The organism is Labrys neptuniae (assembly GCF_040797145.1).
In the GTDB taxonomy this organism is placed as follows: Bacteria; Pseudomonadota; Alphaproteobacteria; order Rhizobiales; family Labraceae; genus Labrys; species Labrys neptuniae.
Map to the genome: position 1 here is coordinate 124591 of NZ_JBFNQD010000009.1, position 19826 is coordinate 144416.

Genomic DNA, 19826 nt, shown 5'->3' on the forward strand with positions numbered 1-19826 from the left:
CTCCTGCTTCAGTGGCCAGGCTCGCCGCGGTGCCAATAGGCGACGGCGCTGACGGCATGTTTGGGAAGCTGCAGGACCTCGCGCCAATGGTGGCGCAGCCGCCGGGCCGTTTCGGCTTCCGCGCCGAGCCAGCACTGGAAGCGGCCCTCGGAGGGAAGCTGCACCGCGATGGCTGCTTCGGCCAGGAGGTCGCTTTCGCCGGCCGGCCGCCCCTGCCTCAGGAGCCATTTGAGTTCGATGCCTGCCGGTGGGGCGAGGGCCTGGATCTCGCCGGCATCCGCCACCTCGATCAGGGCGAAGCCGTGTGCCTCGGCCGGCATCGCCTCGAAGATGCGGGCAATGGCGGGAATGGCCGTCTCGTCGCCGGCGATCAGATACCAGTCGGCGTCATCGATCTCGCCGCCGCCGGGGCCGAGCATGCCGACGATATCGCCCGGCTTTGCCCGCGCAGCCCAGCCTGAGGCGACGCCCTCGTCGCCATGCAGCACGAAGTCGACGTCGACCTCACCCGCCGCCGCATCGATACGCCGGATCGTGTAGAGGCGTTGCGTCGGCCGGCGTCCCTCCGATGGCCAGATGCGGCGCCCGTTCCTGGCCGGACGAGGCCATTCCGGCTTGTCCAGTCCCGCAGGCGGGATGAGCAGGCGGATATGGATGCCGTCTCGTGTGAAGCGCTCGAGATCCTCGCCCGCAAGCGTGATACGGCGGATCAGCGGTGTCACCTGGGTGACCTGACTGACCCGCATCTCGCGAAGGCCCGGCAGGACGGTAAGATCGCACCCGTCCCCCGTCCACACCAGGTCGGGCTTTTCGGCCTGCGCCACCTTTTCGAGGCGCAGGCTGAGCATGAATTTGAGGGCTGACAAGCCTTGCTCCGTGGCGGCTTCGGCCCGGATCGTCAATTCTCCCGGATGCGCGGCGAGAAAGGCGCTTCCTCGCCCGCGTGGCAGGTCGACCTGGGCGGTCTCCCCGTAGCGTCTGGTTGGAAATTCATCCATCTCGAAGTCGTTGCAAATTGAATTCAAGTATTCATTTCCAAGGATTGTCTCGATGCGAAGCTCGGAATTCAGGATGCTCATGGCGCTATATCTCGGTAAGGAAAGCTGTCAGCAAGCGGCCATTCTCCTATCTTGATCCATAAAATGATTCAATATCAATATTTTAGATGAATTAAAACCTGTGCAGCGACAAGCATCCGTGGAGTGTGGCGCCGATTTGCATCAAGGATCGGGCGGAGATGGAACGGTATGCCAAATTGTGCAGTTTTTAGTTTTTATGAATAAATTATGGGCTTAATGACTTGATTTTTACTGCATATTTTGGAATATATATAATTATGGAATGGATTATTATTTTTTGTTGATTTATGTTGCTTGTGTCGTGTTTATGCCCTCGGGGTTTACTTGGGGGTTGTAATGGAGACGAGGATCATTGTGGCGGCTGGCCTCCTTCTGGCAGGCTGTGCAATAGCGGCCCAGGCGCAGGAGGCCAGGCCGCGGCCGAACCATCCCGCCGCTCCGGCTGCATCGGAGCCAGCCGGCACTGACGAACCGGTGATGCTGGAGCCGGTTACCGTCGTGGCGGAACGCGCCAAGCGTCAGCTTCTCGACGTCCCGGCCACCGTGACGGTGATTTCGGACAAGGAGCTGAAGTCGCATATGGTGCGCGACATCGATGATCTCACCCGCTACGAACCGGGCATCACCGTGAGCCGCAACAGTTCGAGCACGGATCCCTTCGGTGGCAATGGCGGCTTCACCATCCGCGGCGTCGGCGGCAACCGCATCCAGATGCGTGTCGATGGCTCGCGCATCCTCGATGGCAACACCGATGGCACGCGCGATTTCGTCGACCTGCCCTTCATCAAGTCGGTCGAGATCATTCGGGGGCCGGCCTCGGCGCTCTATGGCACCGATGCTGTCGGCGGCCTGGTCGCCTTCACCACCAAGGACCCGGCCGACATCATCAAGGAAGGGCGCAATTGGGGACTGGAGGCGAGCACCAATTTCGACAGCTACAACAAGGCGCTGGTGAATACCGCCCTCGGAGCCTGGCGGGTCTCTCCCAATCTCGAGATCCTGCTGGGATATTCGGTCAAGAAGGCGAGCGAGGCCAAGCTCTCGCGCGCCCGGGCCGATGGTGGCCGCTATGGTTGCCCCCGCTGGGTCGAATATGGCGCCATCGATTGCGGCAGCTTCAACCCGCTGGATGAACTCGGGCAGAACTTCCTCGCCAAGATCGTCTGGCGGCCCACCGAATCACTGGAGCTCAAGCTGACCGGCGAGATCTTCGACCGCAACAAGGATGTCGATGTCCTCTACAATCGCGGTCCGGTGGCAGTGCGTACACCGGCCAATCCCAATCCGGCGCTGCTGCCGTTCATCCATTCCTACACCGCCAGCCAGGAACTCACCCGCTACCGCATCGCTCTGGACGGCCTGTGGAAGCCCGAATACGCCTTCGCCGACCAGATACGCTGGAACATCACCTGGTCGCCGCAGCGCCGCGAGGTCAGCAGCCGCGAACACCGCACCCTCGCCAACGGCAATCAGCAATATCAGGACAATGTCACCGAGTTCGGGCAGCGCTTCCTGCAGGCCGGCCTGCAGATCGATTCGTCCTTCAAACTCGGGCGCAGTGATCACAAGCTGGTCTGGGGCTTCGACGGCGAATATGGCTACACCGACTATGTCCGTAATCGCACTACGCGGGTGTTCACCCCGGGCGGCGTGCCGGTCTCCAACGCCACCGTCGTGCCCTACACCTGGAACTTCGCCGATTCCAACACCAAGCGGCTCGACGCCTTCGTGCAGGACGAGATCAGCCTGCTGGACGGCAAGCTGCTGATCACGCCGGCGCTGCGCTATTCCTGGAACCAGATCACGCCCAAGCCCAAGTCCGACTATCAGCCGGTACCCGGCTATGTGCTCAGGCAGCGCGAGGAATCGGCGCTGACCAAGAAGCTCGGCATCATCTACAAGCTCAATGAGACCTATTCGGTGTACGGCCTCTATGCAGAGGGCTTCCGCATGCCCAATGCCGAGCAGCTCTATACCGGCTCCTCCTCGGGCCTGCCGGACAACAATCTCGTGCCGGCGCCGGAGTTAAAGCCGGAGCGGGTCCGCTCCTTCGAGGCGGGGCTGCGCGGGCGCTATGGCTGGGGCTATTTCTCCCTGTCGGCCTTCCATGCCGACTACACCAACTTCATCCAGAATTTCGTGGAGATCCCGGCCAGTTCGGGGTCAGGGGTCGACTATACCTGGGCCAATCGCGCCAAGGTCCGGCTGACCGGCATCGAAGGCTCCGCCGAGGTGCAATGGGCCGAAAACTGGGGGTCGAGCTTCAGCCTCACCTACCAGCACGGCAACCAGAAGACGACGCGCGACGCCCCCTGGACCCCGTTCAACGGCGCCAGCCCCCTCACGGCCGTCGCCAGCCTGCGCTGGACCAAGCCGGAACAGGGGCTGGAAGTCGAAATGATCGGCACCTTCGCCTCCAAGGTCAGCCGCACCAGCACTCCCGATATCTTCAAGCCCGGCGGCTATGCCGTGTTCGATCTGCTGGGTAGTTGGAAACCGACCGAGAACATCACGCTGCGGGCCGGCATCCTCAACATCGCCGATACCCGCTATTTCCGCTGGCCGCTGCCTGGCAGTTACAGCCGGACGGCCAGCTCGAGCGTCGCCTTCTCCAATCCGCTCGAACTGCAGACCGCCGCCGGCCGCACCTTCAAGCTCGGCGCCAACATCACCTTTTGAGGATCCGTCATGAGCCAGCAACGATTACAGCGCGAACGCCTGCTGCACCATGCCGCCGACGTCCTGGAGGTGGCGGGACGTCTCGGCCGCGTGATGCTCACAGCCAGCGGGGGCGGGGCCACCCACGAGCGCATGGGGCCGGTCGACAGGATCGAGCGCTCCGGCCTGGCCCTGCGGCTGGCAGGGGTGGCGCACGACGCCGATATCGACACGACCGGGCTCGGCGCCGTCATCCTCGACCGCTCCGGCCGCATGAAGGACAAGGTGCTGCCGCGCCTCGACTTTCATGGCAAGGATGGCGGCGTGCGGTTCAGCCTGGTGGGCCTCGACGGGCTCGAGCCTTTCGATGCCGGCATTGCCGGGCTGCGCGGCATGGCCGCAGAAGCGGCGGAGCCCGTCGAACCCGCGGCGCGGGCGGAGGTGGCCGAAGGCGATCCGGGCGCAATTCCCTTCGAGGTGGCTCGCTGCGCCGGTGTGCCCGTTACCATCGAGTTGCGCCGCGATGGCCTCAGGCAGGCCTGGTCCGGCAGTGTCGAGGCGGTCAAGCCGGCCATGGGTTTCATCAACGTCATGCAGCCCGATTTCCACCTGCATCTGCGTGCCGGCGCCGTCGGGCGCTGGCGGTTGCGGGCGGATCGGGCCGGGCTGGATGGCGTCGAACTCCTGGCTGAGAATGCGCGTGGCGAACTGATCGGGCTGGCGGTGCGCGGTCCGGCTGCCGTCCTCGCGCGCCGCGATTGAGCGAAGGGCGAATCATGCCACGGATCATCAGTCAGACGTGGCGGCTGCTGTGCCTGTGCGTCGCCGGCCCAGGCGGACGCACGGGCCTTATCCTCCTCGCAGTGGTTCTCGGGCTCAATCTGGGCGGTGTCTATGTCAGCCTGCTGCTGATCGACTGGAACGCCCAGTTCTACGGCGCCCTCGAAAAACGGGATGCCGCGGCGGCCGTCGGCCAGATCGGCGTGTTCGGCCTGCTGATCGCCGTCAATGCGGCGATGCATCTGGTGGCGGTCTATCTGCGCAAGAGCGTGCAGATCCGCTGGCGGCACGCCTTGACCTCGGCCGCTCTCGACCGCTGGCTTGGCGGCAGAACCCATGTGCGGCTGCGCCAGACCGCTGCCATCCCCGACAATCCAGACCAGCGCATTGCCGAGGACTGCCGGCTGTTCGTCGACAAGTTCACCGAGGAAGGCCTGGAGGTCGTCAGCAGCGCTGTGGGGCTGGTGTCCTATGTGGCTTTGCTGTGGTCGCTGTCCTCCTTTCCGCTCGCCTTCACCCTGTTCGGCGTGGCGGTGGAGATCCCGCGCTACATGGTGTGGGCCGCCCCGGTCTATGTGCTGATCTCCAGCGGTCTCACCCATTGGCTCGGCCGCCCCCTGCTGGCGCTCAATGCACAGCAGCAGAGCCGCGAGGCCGATTTCCGCTTCGCGCTCGCGCGTCTGCGCGAATCATCCGACGCCGTGGCGCTGATGGCCGGCGAGGCCGCCGAAAGGCGCGTGCTGGACGCTCGCTTCGGTGCCATTATGCGCAATTGGCGGGCGCTGATGAACCGCGATCTCATCCTGGGCTGCTTCACCAGGCCTTATTTCAGCACCGTGCTGCGCATCCCGATATTCCTGGCCCTGCCGGCCTATCTTGCCGGGCAGGTCGCGCTGGGCGGGCTGATGAAGCTTGCTTCCGCCTTCCAGAACGTGGTCACCACCTTGTCCTGGTTCATCTTCTCCTATCGCAATCTCGCCGAACTCGCCGCGGCCATTCGGCGTCTCGACGGCTTCCTCGCTGCCCTCGGCCGGGTCGGGGACAATGGCGGTGTCAAGACCGGCACGAGCGGGCTCGATCATCTCACGGTCCAGGACCTCGCCTTGGCGACGCCCGAGGGGCGCCCTCTCGCCATCCTGGCGGACATGCGGTTGGAAAGAGGCGAAAACGCCTGGCTATCCGGTGCGTCAGGCATCGGCAAGACCACCCTCATCAAGGCGATGGCCGGCCTGTGGCCACACGGAACGGGGAGGGTGAGCCTGCCCGCCGGCCGTCAAATCGCTTTCCTGCCGCAGGCGGTCTATCTGCCGCTCGCGGATCTGCGCACCGTCCTGGCCTATCCGCAAGATCCCGACGCGCTGCCGCGACAAGCCTATGTCGAGGCCCTCGAGCGGGTCGGCCTCGAGCATCGGCTGCCGGGGCTCGACGACGGCGATCCACCCCTCGGCCTCTCCGGCGGCGAACAGCAGCGCCTCGCTCTGGCGCGGCTGATCCTGGCGCGGCCGGACTGGGCCGTGCTCGATGAGCCGACCAGTGCCCTCGACGCCGTTGCCGAAAAGCACTTGTTCTCGGTGCTGCGGACGGCGCTGCCGCATACGAGCTTCGTGGTGGTGGCACATCGCGAACCGGCCGGCCTCGGGCCGCTGCGGCGGATCGAGCTGGATCGGTTCGGACTCGAAGTGTCCTAGATCGGCACGGTTCTTGCTAGCGTCCCCGCGATAAGAAAGGCCGCGAGGGGCCAAAGCGCGCTGCTAGGACGCAGCATTTTGTCCTCAAACTGTCGCAATCGCGGAGAAATATGCTCCAGCTTCCAAAGTGCATCGAACGGTGAAGCGCATGCGTTTGAACAAAATTCTCTATTTTGGCGATTTTGTACTCTGCCCTGCTGCGGCCTTCGGCCTGCTTGTCTTGACTCTTCTGCAGCATGACGCCACTGCCGTCGGCATCTGGGCGATGGCTTTCGTGCTGGGCTGCATCGGTTGGACTTTCGTGGAATATGCGGTGCATCGCTGGGTCTACCACGCGGTTCCCTTCTTCGACCGCATGCACGATGCCCATCACCAGGAGCCCAAGGGCATGATCGGCGCGCCGTCCTTCCTGAGCGTGGGCGTGATTTTCCTGGTGTTCTACTTGCCGCTTTATTTCGCCAATCATGCCTTTGCCGGCGGCTTCACCAGCGGGATCCTGCTCGGCTATGTCGCCTATATGCTGGTGCACCACGCCTCGCATCACTGGCCGTCGAAGCCGGGAAGCCTGCTCTATCGCCTGCGTCTGGCCCATATGGTGCATCATTATCGCGGCGAGGAAGGCAATTACGGCGTGGTCACTTCCTTCTGGGACCACATCTTCTCCACCTATGTCGAGCCCCAGCGGCGGCGGGCATCCTGATCGAGCAAACGATTGGCTCGATGCCCCTCATTCGGGCATTGATCGTGCGTGCGCCCGTCGCGTAGGGTCGGAGCATCATGCCCGATCTCGTCCACGACATTGTCCGCTATCAGAACAAGCGCGGTGGCGCCCACCGAGCCGGTACCCTCACGACCGGGCCGCTCGAGCGCATGGAATATTATCTGAGGGATCATTTCAAAGGACAGCCGCTCCGCACCGTCGAGACGGGGTGCGGCGCCTCGACGATCCTGTTCTCCCATTACGCGCAGGCGCACACCGCCTATTGCTACGACGATACCGCCGAGGCGAATTCGAGCGTCAACTTCGCCCGCGGCTTTCCGGGGCTGAAGAGCAATGTGGAGTGGGTCTTTGGGCCGACGCAGCGCACGATCTTTGCGAACCCGCTCACGCATGACGTCGACATCATCCTGATCGACGGTCCCCACGGCTATCCGTTTCCGGAGCTGGAATATTTCGCCTTCTACGAACGCCTCAAGCCTGGCGGCATCCTGATCGTCGACGACATCCACATACCCACGATCAACAATCTCTATCGCTTCCTGATGCAGGACGATGGCTTCCACCCGCATGGTATCACGGGCGCGACGGCCTATTTCCAGCGCAGCGACCGCCCCGCCTTCAACATGGAAGGCGATGATTGGTGGCTGCAGCGCTACAATGTGCAAAAATTCCCCGCGCGCCGCTTCGATCGCATCGAGGAGAACTTCAAGCTCCCGATCAAGATCGACTTCCAGGGCAAGCTCAACGAATCGCTGCCCCAGCTGGTACGCGGCTTTTCTCTTCAGAACGGGCGGCCGGTGACGGAAGGCTACACGTCGCTGGTCCAGCTGAAACTCGGTCTGAAGGCACCGACGAAGCTGACTTTCGATATCGAGCTGAGGCCGGTCGGTGTCGACGAGCGGCGCAAACGCCTGTCGGACTCTCCGGGCTTCAGCGTGGTCGTCGACAACGGAGAGATCGGCTCCTACGATTTCGAGGGCGCAGGCCGGCGCCGAATACGCTTCGAGGCGCAAACCCGCGGCAGCGATGTCGTCGATCTCGAATTCCGGCATCGCGGCCTCATGTCGGGCAATGCTCTGCCCGATTGGGAGAAGTCGGAATCCTTCGACAATCGCTATCCGAATTTCTGGCTCGATTCGATCGCCGTCGCTTCAGACGACGGGCTCGATGCCAGGCCCAATCACATCAGCCGGGTCGACGGCAGTGTGATTTCGTTTGATTACCAGGCCGAGCGCGTGAGCTTCCTCGTCAACGACGAGGCGGATTCGGTGCAGGCCTTCCATGCGAGCGGCCAGTTCTACGAAGCCGAGGAGCTGGAACGCATTCGGGCGTGCCTTCCTGAGAAGGCCAGCATCCTCGATGTCGGCGCGCATCTCGGCAATCATACGGTCTTCCTCGGCAAATTCGCCGATGCGCGCGTGATCGTGCCGATCGAGCCGCAGTCGGGGGCCGCTGCCTGCCTGCGCATCAATTGCGCCTTGAACCGCCTGGCCAATGTCGACTTCGCCTATCTTGGGGTCGCCCTGAGCGACCAGGCCGGTGCCGGACAGACTTTCACCCACAGCAAACACAACACGGGCGGCACGGTGATCCAGCAGGCCGAGGAAGGCCCGGTGCAGATCGCCAAGGGGGACGACCTCTTTGCCGGGCACAGCTTCGATTTCATCAAGATCGATGTCGAGGGCATGGAGCTGAAGGTGCTGGGCGGGCTTGCAGCCACCATAGAGCGCTGCCGCCCGCTTCTTTTCGTCGAGGTCACCGACGCCAACGAAGCGCGGTTCCGCCGTCTCATGCGGGACTGGAACTATGCAGTGCTATGGTCCGGCCAGACCTATCCCAAGCTCACCAATTTTCTGCTGGAGCCCGGCAAGCCGGCCAAGCCAGCCAGGCGGTGGTTCTGGCGGTAATTTCCTGGGAAGAGCAGGCGTCCTCGCCTGCTCTTCCCATCGGCTTGCCGGAGCGCTTCCAAGAGCAGGCGAGGACGCCTGCGATCCCAGGACGAGTGGCCTCAGGTCATGAAGGCAAAGCGGTTGGGGTCGTCGGCTTCCTCGGCCAGGGCCTTGCGATAGTCGGTGATGACGGCATGCGTCTGGCCATCGGCCCGGAGGCGGCCGCGGTCGATCCAGATCGTGCGCTCGCATAATTCCGCGACCTGGTCGAGGTCGTGCGAGACGAACAGGATGGTGCCGCGCTGGCGGAAGGCGCGGATCAGGGTCCGGCAGCGCTCGCGGAAGGCATCGTCGCCCACGGCGAGGGCCTCGTCGACGATCAGCACGTCGCCGTCGGCATGGGCGCAGATGGCGAAGGCGAGGCGGGCGCCCATGCCGCTGGAATAGAGCTTCACCGGCTGCTCGAAGAAATCGCCGAGGCCGCAGAGTTCCTGGATGGCGCCGAGCCTCTCGGTGACCTGCGTACGCTTGAGGCCGAGAATGGCGCCCGACAGATAGCAGTTCTCGCGCCCCGTCAGCTCGTAGTCGAAGGCGGCCCCGAGCGCCAGCACCGGGGCGATGCGGCCCTTGACGGTGAGCGAGCCGATGGTGGGCGCGGTGATGCCGCACAGAATCTGCAGGAGGGTCGACTTGCCCGAGCCGTTGCGTCCGACGATGCCGACCGCCGCGCCCTTGGGAATGGCGAAACCGATCTCCTTCAGCGCCCAATATTCGTCGTAATAGCGTTTCCTGCCGCCAAACAGCACCTGCTTCACCTGGTCGATCGGGCGCCGGTAGAACTGATAGGCCTTGCCGAGGTCGCGGCATTCGACCGCGAGGTCCAAGGGACGATCCGGGGCGTGATCTCGGGCACGGCCCTGGGTGGGATCCTGGGCTGGATCTTGCGCGAGCGTCTGTTCAGATGATGTCGACAAGGATCGTCTTCTTTCGCATGAACAGGGTCTGGCCAGCATAGAATACCGCAAGCGAGGCCGCGAGGCAGGCCAGATAGAGCAGGCTGTCCGGCCAGGTGCCACGCAGGATGGCGGTGCGCATCATCTCGATGATGCCGGTGAGGGGATTGAGATAGGCAAGCCAGCGCCAGTTTTCCGGCACCTGCGCCGCCTCGTAGAACACCGGCGTCGCGAACATCGCCACCGGAATGATCGAGATGATCAGATGGTTGAGGTCGCTGGTCAGCGCGCCGATGGTGGAGAGGATCCAGACGATGCCGAGCAGGCAGAGGACGAGCGGCAGGAGGATGAAGGGCAGCGCGAGCCAGGACCAGTGGATCGACTGGTCGATCAGGATCTGGCCGGTCAGCAGCACGCCGAGCGCGATCAGCATGTAGACGCCGCCACGTGCCACCGCGATCCAGGCCAGGATCTGCGGCGGGAAGATCGAACGGCGGATGATGTGCTTGTGCTCGGCCAGCAGCAGCGGGGCGCGATAGGCGATCTCGGCGAAGTAGTTGAAGACGATCAGGCCGACGAAGATCGAGAAGGCATAGCCGAAGCGCCCGCCGCTGTCCTGCGCGACGCCGACCTTGAGCGCGCCGGAGAAGACCAGCGTATAGATCGACAGCATCACCAGGGGCGCCAGCACGGCCCAGGCCCAGCCGAACACCGAGCCGCGAAAGCGTACCTGCAGTTCGCGGGTCAGGATGGCGCGAAACAGTTCGCGCTGGCGCCAGATATCGGCAAAGGGCTGTAGCAAGACGAAATTCCAGATAGTCGAGGCTTCTTCCGCCCCTTCCTAGAGCAAAACGCGTTCAAGTGTGAACGCTTATTTGCTCTAACTCTTTGTTTAGACGCGTCTTTGCGATTCTTGGCGATTCCAGGAAATCACAAAACGCTATAGAGCAAAGCGCGTTTGAGTGTAAACGCTTCGCTGCCTGCGCCCGATTCCTGCGGGGGGACGGCAGCAGGCCGGCGCGTGCCGCCTGCCGCCATTCTCGTCATTTCCAGCGGCCGGTGCCGCCCCCGGTTCCGCCGACCGTGCTGACGCCGCCCGACATGAAGTTGCCCAGCAGGGCGTGGCCCTTGCTGAAGAAGTTCACATTCAGCATGACGGGGCTGGCGTTGAACTGGAAGCTCACGGTTTCCGCATAGAGGCGGTTGAGGTCCTTGGTGAATACCGTGCCGAACATCACGCCGCCGCCGGGACTGGAAACGCCACCGGCATTGCCGGTGAAGGTCTTGAGGACATGGCCATATCCTCTGTCGGTCGTGACTTCGATCGTGAAGCGCAGATAGAAGATGGCGCTGATGATGGTGCATTTGGCCGGATATTGGTCGGCTGCCGCCGTGCCCATGATGTCGGCCGCGATGGCCTTGATCTGGTCCTGCTCGAGCAGCCCTGCCATTGAGTTTGCAAACTCGCGGGCGGCAAGGTCGGGGTCGTAGTTCAACTTGACGTCGTCCATGGAACTCTCCTGATCTTGATCCAAAGTTCAGGCGCGTAGGCGCTCTTTTTCTCGGTTCTCTCGCCAGGGGCTGCGGTCGGTGACGACAGGCCCTGGAACGGGACGGCAAGTCTCGCCTTGGCGTTTTGATCGGCGGCCTCACGCGCGGAACGGGCATCATGGGCGAGGCTCAGGGGGCGGTCTCTGGCTATTAAAATAGACCTGAATACCTCGAAGGTGGTAGGATAGGCGTCTCGATATATTTGGATAAACGTCTCTTCTGGATGAATTAATCTACAAAAATACAGGAAAATGTATTCTGAATATGGAAGTATTATTTATATATTTGTTTTTCGTTTTGCTGACGTTCAAGCATGGGCGAGGTGGTCTTCAGTTTTATTGAGGTGAATGTCGTAACGGCGTTCCGTAAATGAAAATTCCATCACGGAATTCGAAGCAGACGGCCGTTAAGCTGCTGATATTCGAATTTTGAAGAATGTGTTGTTATATTGCGATTGTCGCTCGCACGTTCTTTGCCCAAGCACGTGCGGGCTGCCCTTGCAGCAGCATCGGAAGATGTTATTCGTTGCTGGATGTCAGGCCGTGCGGCAGGGCACGAGCCAACCCTGTTCGGGAGACATGCGTGAAGCGATCCACTGTCGACTGGAGCAAGGATGCGTGGAGCTGGCGTCCCGGCGAGGGGCGGTGGTCGATGAGGCGCCATGGTCTGCCCAAGGCGGCCGTCTATGCGCGTCTCGATACTCGCGACCATCGCCCGCACGAGCGCTATGATTTCTGGCGCGAAGCCGCCCTCTACGAGATCGACGCGGACCGGCGCAGTGACCCCTCGCCGTTTCTGGCGGAGGGGGCAGGCGTGATCGGGCCGGGGGGCTCGATCTTCACCACGCGTTCCCATGCTTTGGCAGGAGGACGGCGCCGGGGGCAGAGCGAGCGGGACGGTGGTGACGATATCGCCATCGGCCTGGTTCTCTCTGGAAAGCGCCGGCACGAGGAAGGGGATGAGCGCAGCCTGGCCACGGCCGGACAATTTTTCGCCTTCGATGCCAGATCCGAGAGCCGGCTGTCCTGGACCGCCTTCGAAGCGGTGCATCTGGCGATGAGGCGCGAACGTGCTGAAGCGATCCTGGGGCCGCAGCTTCCGTCCTCGGCCGCGCTTGCCCGCTGGCTGGGGGCCTCGCCCGCCGGCCGCATCCTCGCCGCCCAGATGCGGGCGCTGGCCGGCGAGATCGACAATCTCCACCCCGACGAGCGCAGCAGCCTGCTCCAGATCACGCTCGATCTGGCCGATCTCGCCTTGCGCGACGTGGCGGGGCGGACAGAGGACGAGGATCTCGATGTCGCCGGCAGTGTCTTCACCGCGGCGATGCGGTTGATCGATGTCAATCTCGCCAACCCCGCTTTCGATCCCGACATGCTGGCAGGGCTTCTCGGCTGCTCGCGCGCCACGCTCTATCGCTGCTTTGCCGAGCAGGACATCGCCATTGCCGAGGCCATTCGCGCGCGGCGGCTGGTGCGTGCACGCGACATGCTGCTCCGCGCGCCGCGCAGCGTGTCGATTGCCGAGATCGCCATGCGCTGCGGCTATCTGGATCCGGCCCATTTCAGCCGATTGTTCCGCCAGGAATTCGGCGTCAGTCCGACGGATGCCCGCGGCTGAGCCGCTCTTGCCCGCCAGCCGTTGCCTTTCCCGTCCGAACTTGACAGAAGGGCGGCATGCAAGTCACCGTCCGTCCCGTCTCCTCCAAGCGCGAGCTCAAGCAATTCCTCGCTTTGCCGCGGCGGATCTATGCCTGTTACAGCGATTATGTCGCGCCGCTCGATCATGACCGGGCGCAACTGATCGATCCGGCCAGAAGTGCCTTCTGGACCCATGGCGAAGCCGCGTATTGGCTTGCCTATGACGGGGAGGGCCGCGCCGTCGGCCGCATCTCGGCGCAGATCGATCACCTCGCCACCGGCGCCCAGCATGAGGGCATCGGCTTCTTCGGCTGCCTCGATGCGGTGGATGACGAAGGGGTGGTGGTCGAGCTGGTACGCATTGCCGCTGCCTATCTCGCCGGCAAGGGCAGCAAGGTGATGCGCGGCCCCTTCACCTTGTCGATCAATGCCGAATCCGGCCTGCTGATCGACGGTTTCACCGCACCGCCCATGGTGCTGATGCCCTGGCACCCGCCCTATCTGCGCGCCCATCTGGAGGCTGCCGGCCTCAAGCTGGCGAAGACGCTGCATTCCTATGGCTTCGACCGGCGCCGCAGCGATCTTGCCGACAGGCTCGAAAAGCTCGGCATGGAGCGCCGCCGCAAGGGGTTCGACATCCGCGCCATGCGCATGGACAGGCTGGCCGAGGATGCCGAACTCGGGCGGTGCCTGTTCAACGGCTCCTGGGCAGCGAACTGGGGCTTCGTCCCGGTCTCGCAGGCCGAGATGTCGGCGATGATCAAGGCCTTCAAGCCGTTGCTGAAGGCGGAATATGGCGTTTTCGTCGAAAGGCAGGGGGAACTGGTCGGCTTCGCACTGTTCCTGCCCAATGTCTTCGAGATCACCGGCGATCTGGGAGGTTCGCCTTCTCCCTGGGGCTGGCTGAAACTGGCATGGCGCGGGCTGACGCAGCGCTTCGCAGGCGGTCGCGCCGTGCTGTTCGGCGTGGCGCCGCGCCTGGTCGGCTCGGTCTCCGGCGCCAGCGTCGCGCTCATCCTGGTGGATGAATTGATGCGCCGGGCTGCCATCACCGGTGTGCAAGATTTGGAATGCGGTTGGATTCTTGACGATAACTATGCCATGACGAGCGTAGTTGAATGGCTCGGGGCCCGGTCGACACGCCGTTTCGGCGTTTTTGAAGCATCGATTCAGTCCCATGACGCCCATAGTGTTTTGTGATTTGACGGCATTGCCTAGAATCGCAAAACGCGTTGAAACAAAAAGCTTGAGCAATCGAGCGGTTAGCTAGAACGCGCTTTGCTCAAGGGACGTGTCCAGGAAGAAGATGTCGACCCAAACCAAAGATAACATCCTGTCCGATCCGCAGCGTGTCTATGACGAGGTCGTCAACCTGATCGTATCCGAGGGCATGGTGGATCGCGAGAAGGTAACGCCCGATGCGACCTTCGAGACGCTCGGCCTCAAATCCATCGATATCGTGATGATCCTCACGGCTGTGGAAGAAAAGTTCGACGTCTATATTCCGATGGATGGCTCGATCGCCGAGGCCAAGGATCTCAAATCCTTCATCGACGGCGTGCTGGCCCGCATTGCCAGTGAAAAGTCCTGATTTGAAGAGACGCGTTTATATTACCGGCATGGGGGCGGCGACGGCGGCGGGACTTGGGGTTCCGGCGCTGTGGCAGGCCGCGCGCGAGGGCCGAAGTGCCATCGGCCCGCTCGAGGTGGCACGGGAACTGCGCCACAACATCCGCATCGCCGGGCAGTTGCGTGGCTTCGATCCGGCCGATCATATCGAGCCCGATGTGCTGGCCTTTTGCGACCGCTTCACCCAGCTCGCGATCGTCGCCGGCGACGAAGCGCTGGCCCAGGCCGGCTTTGCCCGCGCCGATCGGCAGGGCGAGCTCACCGCCACCATCGTCGGCACCGGCATCGGCGGCGGGGAAACCATCGAAATCGGCATTCACAATGCCTATGTCACCGGCCAGCGCCTCGATCCCTGGAGCGTGCCGCGCCTGATGCCCAATGGCGCCGCCTCGCAGCTGAGCGCCCGCTATGGCGCGCGCGGCCCGTCCTTCGCAATTGCCAGCGCCTGTGCCTCCGGCACCCAGGCCATCGGCCTCGGTGCCCATTTCATCCGTGCCGGCATCGTCGATCGCGCCGTGGTCGGCGGGGCCGAGGCCTGCATCACCGCCTCGGGCATGAAGGGCTGGGAAGCCCTGCGCGTGCTCTCTCCCAATGCCTGTCGTCCCTTCTCCAAGGATCGCAACGGCATGGTACTCGGAGAAGGTGCCGCCATTTTCGTGCTGGAGAGTGAGGAGAGTGCTAGGGACAGGGGCGTGACTCCGCTGGCTGAGCTCTGCGGCTACGGCACCTCCAGCGATGCCGGCGACATCGTGCGCCCGGATGCCGGCGGAGCGGCCTCCGCCATGCGCCAGGCCCTCGATGATGCCGGGCTGGAACCGGAGGCGATCGACTATGTCAACGCCCACGGCACCGGCACGCTTGCCAATGATGCCACCGAGGCCGCCGCACTCGCCGCTGTCTTCGACGCGCGCCTGCCCGGCCTGCCCGTCTCCTCCACCAAGCCGGTGCACGGCCATGCCCTCGGGGCGGCCGGCGCCATCGAGCTGGCGATCACGGTGATGGCTCTGCGAGAAGGCGTGGTACCGCCAACGCTCAACTGGACAACGCCCGATCCCCGATGCGATCTTGACTGCGTGCCGGGGCAGAAGAGGGCGGTGACGATGCGCCATGCCATGACGAATTCCTTCGCGTTTGGCGGCATCAATGCGGTGCTGATCGTCGGGCAGGCATGAGCGCGCCGCCGCCTCTCTCCATCGGCCCCATTGCGGCCCGGGTCGAGGCGGATGCCGTGCGGCGCTACCGCGAGGCGACGGCCTTCGACGGCAAGATGAGCCAAGGATTGACGGGCGAGGGCGACGAGGTTCCCGCTACCTTTCCCGCGATCTGGCTGTGGCATCCGGCCGCCAAGGCCGCCTTCGACGATCTTGCCGGCGAGGAGCATCTCATACCCGTGCTGATCGCCCAGCGCTTCAGCTATCGGCGCGCCTTGCGCATCGGCGAGGAGATCCGCTTCGTGATCACCCGGCGGGCGGATGCTGCCATGCCCGACGATGTGCAGATCGAGGCGCATATCGAAGGCCGGGATGGCGAGGTCATCGCCGATTTCGCAGCGACCTACCGGTTGTTCCAGCCGGAGCTGGCGCAATGAGCGCCTCGATGCCGCCGCTCACTATCGGCCCGATCGGCGCGGCCGAGGTGGAGGCGTTCGCCCGGGCCTCGGGCGACACCAACCCCCTGCATGTCAGCGCGGCCATCGCCCGCACCATCGGCCTGGAGGCAGCGCCGGTGCATGGCATGCTGCTGGTCGCCTATCTCAATGAGGCGGTGCGGCGTTTCCTGCCGCAGGCTGTGATCGCAGGCCTGTCCACCCGCTTCATGGCACCGGTACCCGTCGGGGCCGAGGTCGAGATTTCCGGGCGAACGGTCAAGCGTCATGATAACGGCGAGCCGGCCGTGCTGCGCCTCTTCGTCAAGACGAGCGGCGGCGTCGTCGCCTGCATGGCGGAAGCGACTCTGTCGCGTGCGATGGAGGGTGGGGCATGAGCCGCCGGACCGTGCTGATCACCGGGGCCAGCAGCGGTATCGGCAGGGCCCTCGCCCTCGAATATGCCACGTCCGAAAATGCTCTCCTCCTCGTCGGCCGAGACGAGGCGCGGCTGGCCGACATCGCCGAACTCTGCCGGGCACGCGCGGCTGCGGTCGTCACCGGCCGCATCGATGTCCGTGATCGCAAGGCGCTTGCCGCCTGGATCGCAGCCCGGGACGGCGAGGTACCGATCGACCTCGCCATTGCCTGTGCCGGCATCGTCTCGGGCACCAGTGCGCAAAGGCCGCTCGACCCTGGTGAGGCGATGCGGGCGGTGCTCGCCGTCGATCTGATGGGGGCTATCAACACCATCGAGCCAGCATTGGAAGCCATGCGTCGCCGAGGCCGCGGTCACGTCGCCTTGGTCGGTTCGCTGGCGGGCCTGCGCGGCTTCCCGTCCTCGCCGGCCTATTCCATGGCCAAGGCGGCGATACATGCCTACGCCGAAGGCATCCGGCCGGCCCTGAGGCGCGAAGGCATTGCCGTCAGCCTGATCGCGCCGGGCTTCGTCACCACGCCGCTCAACGCCGAGCTCGTCGCGCCGCAACCGCTCAAGCTCACCGCCGCCAGGGCGGCCCGCATCATCCGCAGCGGCCTCGACCGCCGCAAGCCGGTGATCGCCTTTCCCTTCATCCTCTATGCGGGATTGCGCCTGCTCACTTTGCTGCCCGCGCGTTTCGGGGACTGGCTGCTCGATCGTCCCGGTGTCGATGTGCCGTTGACGAGGGAGCGGGAGACAAGCGGGCCATGACGCTCCTCGCGGCCCTGGCAGGCCTGTGGTGGGTCGCTCTCGTCTGCCTGCTGCTCGGCTCCACGCTGCTCGCCTTGCTCCAGCCGGCGCTCGCGGCACGCCGGGCCGTTGCCGGCGAACGCAGGCCCGTCTCGGTGCTGGTGCCGCTGCGGCAGCTTGAGGAAGCGGAGAGCGAAGCGAATCAGGCGCTCCTGCGGCTGGATCATCCCGGCCTCGAAATCCTGTTCTCGGTGAGCGACGCAGAGCCTTCTCGGCGAAGCGGGGAAGGTGGCGTTGCGAAGCAACGACGGATGCGGTGCGGCCCGCTGCCAGTGTCCTATCCGGATGAAGCCGTGCAAGCCGACCACACCCCATCCGACCCGACTTCGTCGGGCCACCTTCCCCACTTCGTGGAGAAGGCTTTGACGATCAGCGTCCATGTCACCACGCCCATTCCCGGTGCCAATCCGAAGATCGCCAATCTGATCGAACCGGTGGAAGCGGCTGAGCACGATCTCCTGCTGATCAAGGATGCCGCCACCATTCTGCCGCCCGGCGCCCTGGCCGCGATGATGGCGAGCCTCACGCCCGGCGTCGGACTGGTCTCCTGTGTGCCGGTGGCGCGCAGGCCCGGCAATTTCCCGGCCCTGGTCGAGGCGAGCCTCGTCAACTCCTATGGCGGGCGGCTGTTGCTGGCGCTCTCCGCGCTCGGGGGCGGTGCCGGTATCGGCGCGGCCATGCTGCTGCGGCGTGGCGATCTCGAAGCCGCCGGCGGCATCTCCACGATCCTCCGTGCGGTCGCCGACGACCATGCCCTGGCCAAGCTTCTGCAGGCGAAGGGGCTGCGACCGGTCTTCGCCGCGGCCACCGTCGACCAGGACCTTGGCGCCCGCCGGCCCGGCGAGATCTGGCAGCGCCATCTGCGCTGGGCGATCTGCCGGCGCCTGGAAGAACCCCTGGCCTTCGCCGCCGAGCCCTTGACCGGCCTGCCCGCCGCCTGTCTTGCGGCGCTCGCCGGTGCCACTCTCCTCGGCCTGCCCGCCATTGCCCTGCTGGTGCTGACGCTCCTCCTCTGGCCCGCGGCAGAATGCGCCCTCGCCTGGCGCAAGGGCTGGCCGCTCTCCCCGGCCACGCCGCTCGCCGTGCTGCTCCGGGAAGCGATCATGCCGGCACTATGGCTGAACGCCCTCGTGGCGCGTCGCCTCGCCTGGGGCGGGGCCACAATCGCCCTGGCAGGGCGGCGCTGATGCTCTTCCTGATCGATGCCATCGGCTTTGTCGCCGGCCTTTTCCTTGTCGTGCTGCTGGGCCAGCATCTGCGCTTGGCCTGGCGCGCGCGCCGCTACCGGCCGCCGCCGATGCAGCCGGATGCCGAGTGCCCGCCTATTCTCCTGCAGATCCCGCTCTACAACGAGGCCGGTTCGGTCGAGGGGGCCCTGGCCTCGGCCCTGGCGCTGGACTGGCCGGCCGACCGGCTGACCATCCAGCTCCTCGATGACTCCACCGACGAGACGGCGGCCCTGGCCGCTGCCGCCATCACCGGCCTGCCGCCGGGAGGCCCGCTGGTGCAGCAGGTCAGGCGGGTGAACCGGGACGGCTTCAAGGCCGGCGCCCTGGCCGAAGGCATGCAGCGCTGCGATGCGCCCTTGATCGCCATTCTCGATGCCGATTTCAGGGCACCACGCCAATGGCTGAGGCAAGCGGCAGCGGTACTGGCGGCCGACCAGGGGGCGGCCTTCGTGCAGTTCCGCTTCGAGTTCGGCAATCGCGACCAGAACTGGATGACTTTGGGCCAGCAATTCTCGGTCGATGCGCATTTCCTCGCCGAACAGGCGGGAAGGCAGGTCGGCGGCGACCTGTTCCAGTTTAACGGCACCGGTGCGGTCTGGCGCCGCGCCGCCATCGAGGCGGCCGGCGGCTGGTCCGCGGACACGCTGGCCGAGGATCTCGATCTGACCTTGCGCAGCTATGCCGCCGGCTGGCACGGCCAGCTGACGCTCGAGCCTCCGCTGACCTGCGAGGCGCCGGCCGACCTCGCCAGCTGGCGCGTACAGCAGGCCCGCTGGTCGACCGGCTTCGTCCAGGTCGCACGCAAGGGGCTGCCGCTGGTCTGGCATTCGAACTGGAACCTTGCTGCCAAATTCGGCACCAGCCTGCTCCTCGGCCTGCAGCTCGGCCTGCCCTGCCTCGTGCTGGCGGTCGCCGCCTTCGTCCTCGATGGCCTGCTGCGTGGTTTCGGCAGCGGACATGCCGTCCTGGCGACGGCAGCCGCCCTTTATGCCGGGACGTCGGCCCTTCTCATCACCCTGCCGCCATTTCTGCGCTTGCGCCGGGGTGGTATCATCCGCTACGGGGCAACCCTGATCGCAATTCCGGTCCTGCTCGTCTTTCTGGCTTTGGCCAATTCGGCGGGCGTCGTGACGGCGCCCTTCGCGGCAAGGCACGATTTCGTGCGTACGCCGAAACAGGGAGACCGGTAGCGGCGA

At 64.6% G+C, this 19826-nt stretch carries 18 protein-coding genes; 14 read left to right on the forward strand and 4 right to left on the reverse strand.

Features of this window, described 5'->3' with window-relative positions:
• Positions 1-8: 8 nt before the first annotated feature.
• The gene (locus ABXS05_RS23350; RefSeq protein ID WP_367625547.1) at positions 9-1079 is read right to left on the reverse strand and encodes a DUF2218 domain-containing protein; all 1071 of its coding nucleotides are present in this window, start codon (positions 1077-1079) and stop codon (positions 9-11) included.
• Positions 1080-1415: 336 nt separating this feature from the next.
• Between ABXS05_RS23350 and ABXS05_RS23355 the strand changes: the two genes are divergently transcribed.
• The 5 genes from ABXS05_RS23355 to ABXS05_RS23375 all read left to right on the forward strand — a co-directional run bounded on the left by ABXS05_RS23355 (position 1416) and on the right by ABXS05_RS23375 (position 8833).
• Entirely contained in the window at positions 1416-3758 is a 2343-nt protein-coding gene (locus tag ABXS05_RS23355; RefSeq protein ID WP_367625548.1) for a TonB-dependent hemoglobin/transferrin/lactoferrin family receptor, read from the forward strand.
• 9 nt (positions 3759-3767) lie between these two features.
• Complete coding sequence (locus tag ABXS05_RS23360; RefSeq protein WP_311943696.1) at positions 3768-4499, forward strand: hypothetical protein; 732 nt, start codon at positions 3768-3770, stop codon at positions 4497-4499.
• A gap of 14 nt (positions 4500-4513) precedes the next feature.
• A complete protein-coding gene (locus tag ABXS05_RS23365) occupies positions 4514-6205 on the forward strand; it encodes an ABC transporter ATP-binding protein/permease (protein ID WP_367625549.1) in 1692 nt (563 codons plus the stop codon).
• Positions 6206-6353: 148 nt separating this feature from the next.
• Complete coding sequence (locus ABXS05_RS23370) at positions 6354-6905, forward strand: sterol desaturase family protein (protein WP_311943700.1); 552 nt, start codon at positions 6354-6356, stop codon at positions 6903-6905.
• A gap of 77 nt (positions 6906-6982) precedes the next feature.
• Complete coding sequence (locus tag ABXS05_RS23375) at positions 6983-8833, forward strand: class I SAM-dependent methyltransferase (protein WP_367625550.1); 1851 nt, start codon at positions 6983-6985, stop codon at positions 8831-8833.
• A 101-nt stretch (positions 8834-8934) separates the two neighbouring features.
• Here the strand turns inward: ABXS05_RS23375 and ABXS05_RS23380 are convergent, their stop codons facing one another.
• The 3 genes from ABXS05_RS23380 to ABXS05_RS23390 all read right to left on the reverse strand — a co-directional run bounded on the left by ABXS05_RS23380 (position 8935) and on the right by ABXS05_RS23390 (position 11279).
• A complete protein-coding gene (locus ABXS05_RS23380) occupies positions 8935-9699 on the reverse strand; it encodes an ABC transporter ATP-binding protein (RefSeq protein ID WP_311943705.1) in 765 nt (254 codons plus the stop codon).
• 73 nt (positions 9700-9772) lie between these two features.
• A complete protein-coding gene (locus ABXS05_RS23385) occupies positions 9773-10570 on the reverse strand; it encodes an ABC transporter permease (protein ID WP_311943708.1) in 798 nt (265 codons plus the stop codon).
• Between the two features lie 241 nt (positions 10571-10811).
• Complete coding sequence (locus ABXS05_RS23390; RefSeq protein ID WP_311943710.1) at positions 10812-11279, reverse strand: VapA/VapB family virulence-associated protein; 468 nt, start codon at positions 11277-11279, stop codon at positions 10812-10814.
• 622 nt (positions 11280-11901) lie between these two features.
• Here ABXS05_RS23390 and ABXS05_RS23395 point away from each other — a divergent pair.
• From ABXS05_RS23395 to ABXS05_RS23435, 9 genes are all read left to right on the forward strand, one after another.
• Positions 11902-12936 carry a helix-turn-helix domain-containing protein gene (locus tag ABXS05_RS23395; RefSeq protein ID WP_367625551.1) on the forward strand — a complete coding sequence of 345 codons (1035 nt, stop codon included), beginning with the start codon at positions 11902-11904 and terminating at the stop codon, positions 12934-12936.
• A gap of 56 nt (positions 12937-12992) precedes the next feature.
• Complete coding sequence (locus tag ABXS05_RS23400) at positions 12993-14156, forward strand: hypothetical protein (protein WP_311943713.1); 1164 nt, start codon at positions 12993-12995, stop codon at positions 14154-14156.
• A gap of 106 nt (positions 14157-14262) precedes the next feature.
• Entirely contained in the window at positions 14263-14547 is a 285-nt protein-coding gene (locus ABXS05_RS23405; RefSeq protein WP_367625552.1) for an acyl carrier protein, read from the forward strand.
• A gap of 1 nt (position 14548) precedes the next feature.
• The gene (locus ABXS05_RS23410) at positions 14549-15757 is read left to right on the forward strand and encodes a beta-ketoacyl-[acyl-carrier-protein] synthase family protein (protein ID WP_367625553.1); all 1209 of its coding nucleotides are present in this window, start codon (positions 14549-14551) and stop codon (positions 15755-15757) included.
• Positions 15754-16173, forward strand: a complete 420-nt coding sequence (locus ABXS05_RS23415; RefSeq protein ID WP_367625554.1) for a hypothetical protein — start codon at positions 15754-15756, stop codon at positions 16171-16173. Before ABXS05_RS23410 ends, ABXS05_RS23415 begins: the two co-directional genes overlap by 4 nt.
• Positions 16170-16568 (forward strand): MaoC family dehydratase, encoded by a 399-nt coding sequence (locus ABXS05_RS23420; protein ID WP_311943724.1) that lies wholly within the window; start codon positions 16170-16172, stop codon positions 16566-16568. The genes ABXS05_RS23415 and ABXS05_RS23420 overlap by 4 nt, the downstream gene beginning before the upstream one ends.
• A complete protein-coding gene (locus ABXS05_RS23425) occupies positions 16565-17362 on the forward strand; it encodes an SDR family NAD(P)-dependent oxidoreductase (protein WP_367625555.1) in 798 nt (265 codons plus the stop codon). The genes ABXS05_RS23420 and ABXS05_RS23425 overlap by 4 nt, the downstream gene beginning before the upstream one ends.
• Positions 17359-18588 carry a glycosyltransferase family 2 protein gene (locus ABXS05_RS23430; protein WP_367625556.1) on the forward strand — a complete coding sequence of 410 codons (1230 nt, stop codon included), beginning with the start codon at positions 17359-17361 and terminating at the stop codon, positions 18586-18588. Before ABXS05_RS23425 ends, ABXS05_RS23430 begins: the two co-directional genes overlap by 4 nt.
• On the forward strand, positions 18588-19820 hold the full coding sequence (locus ABXS05_RS23435) for a glycosyltransferase family 2 protein (protein WP_311943730.1): 1233 nt from the start codon (positions 18588-18590) through the stop codon (positions 19818-19820). The genes ABXS05_RS23430 and ABXS05_RS23435 overlap by 1 nt, the downstream gene beginning before the upstream one ends.
• Positions 19821-19826: the final 6 nt, after the last annotated feature.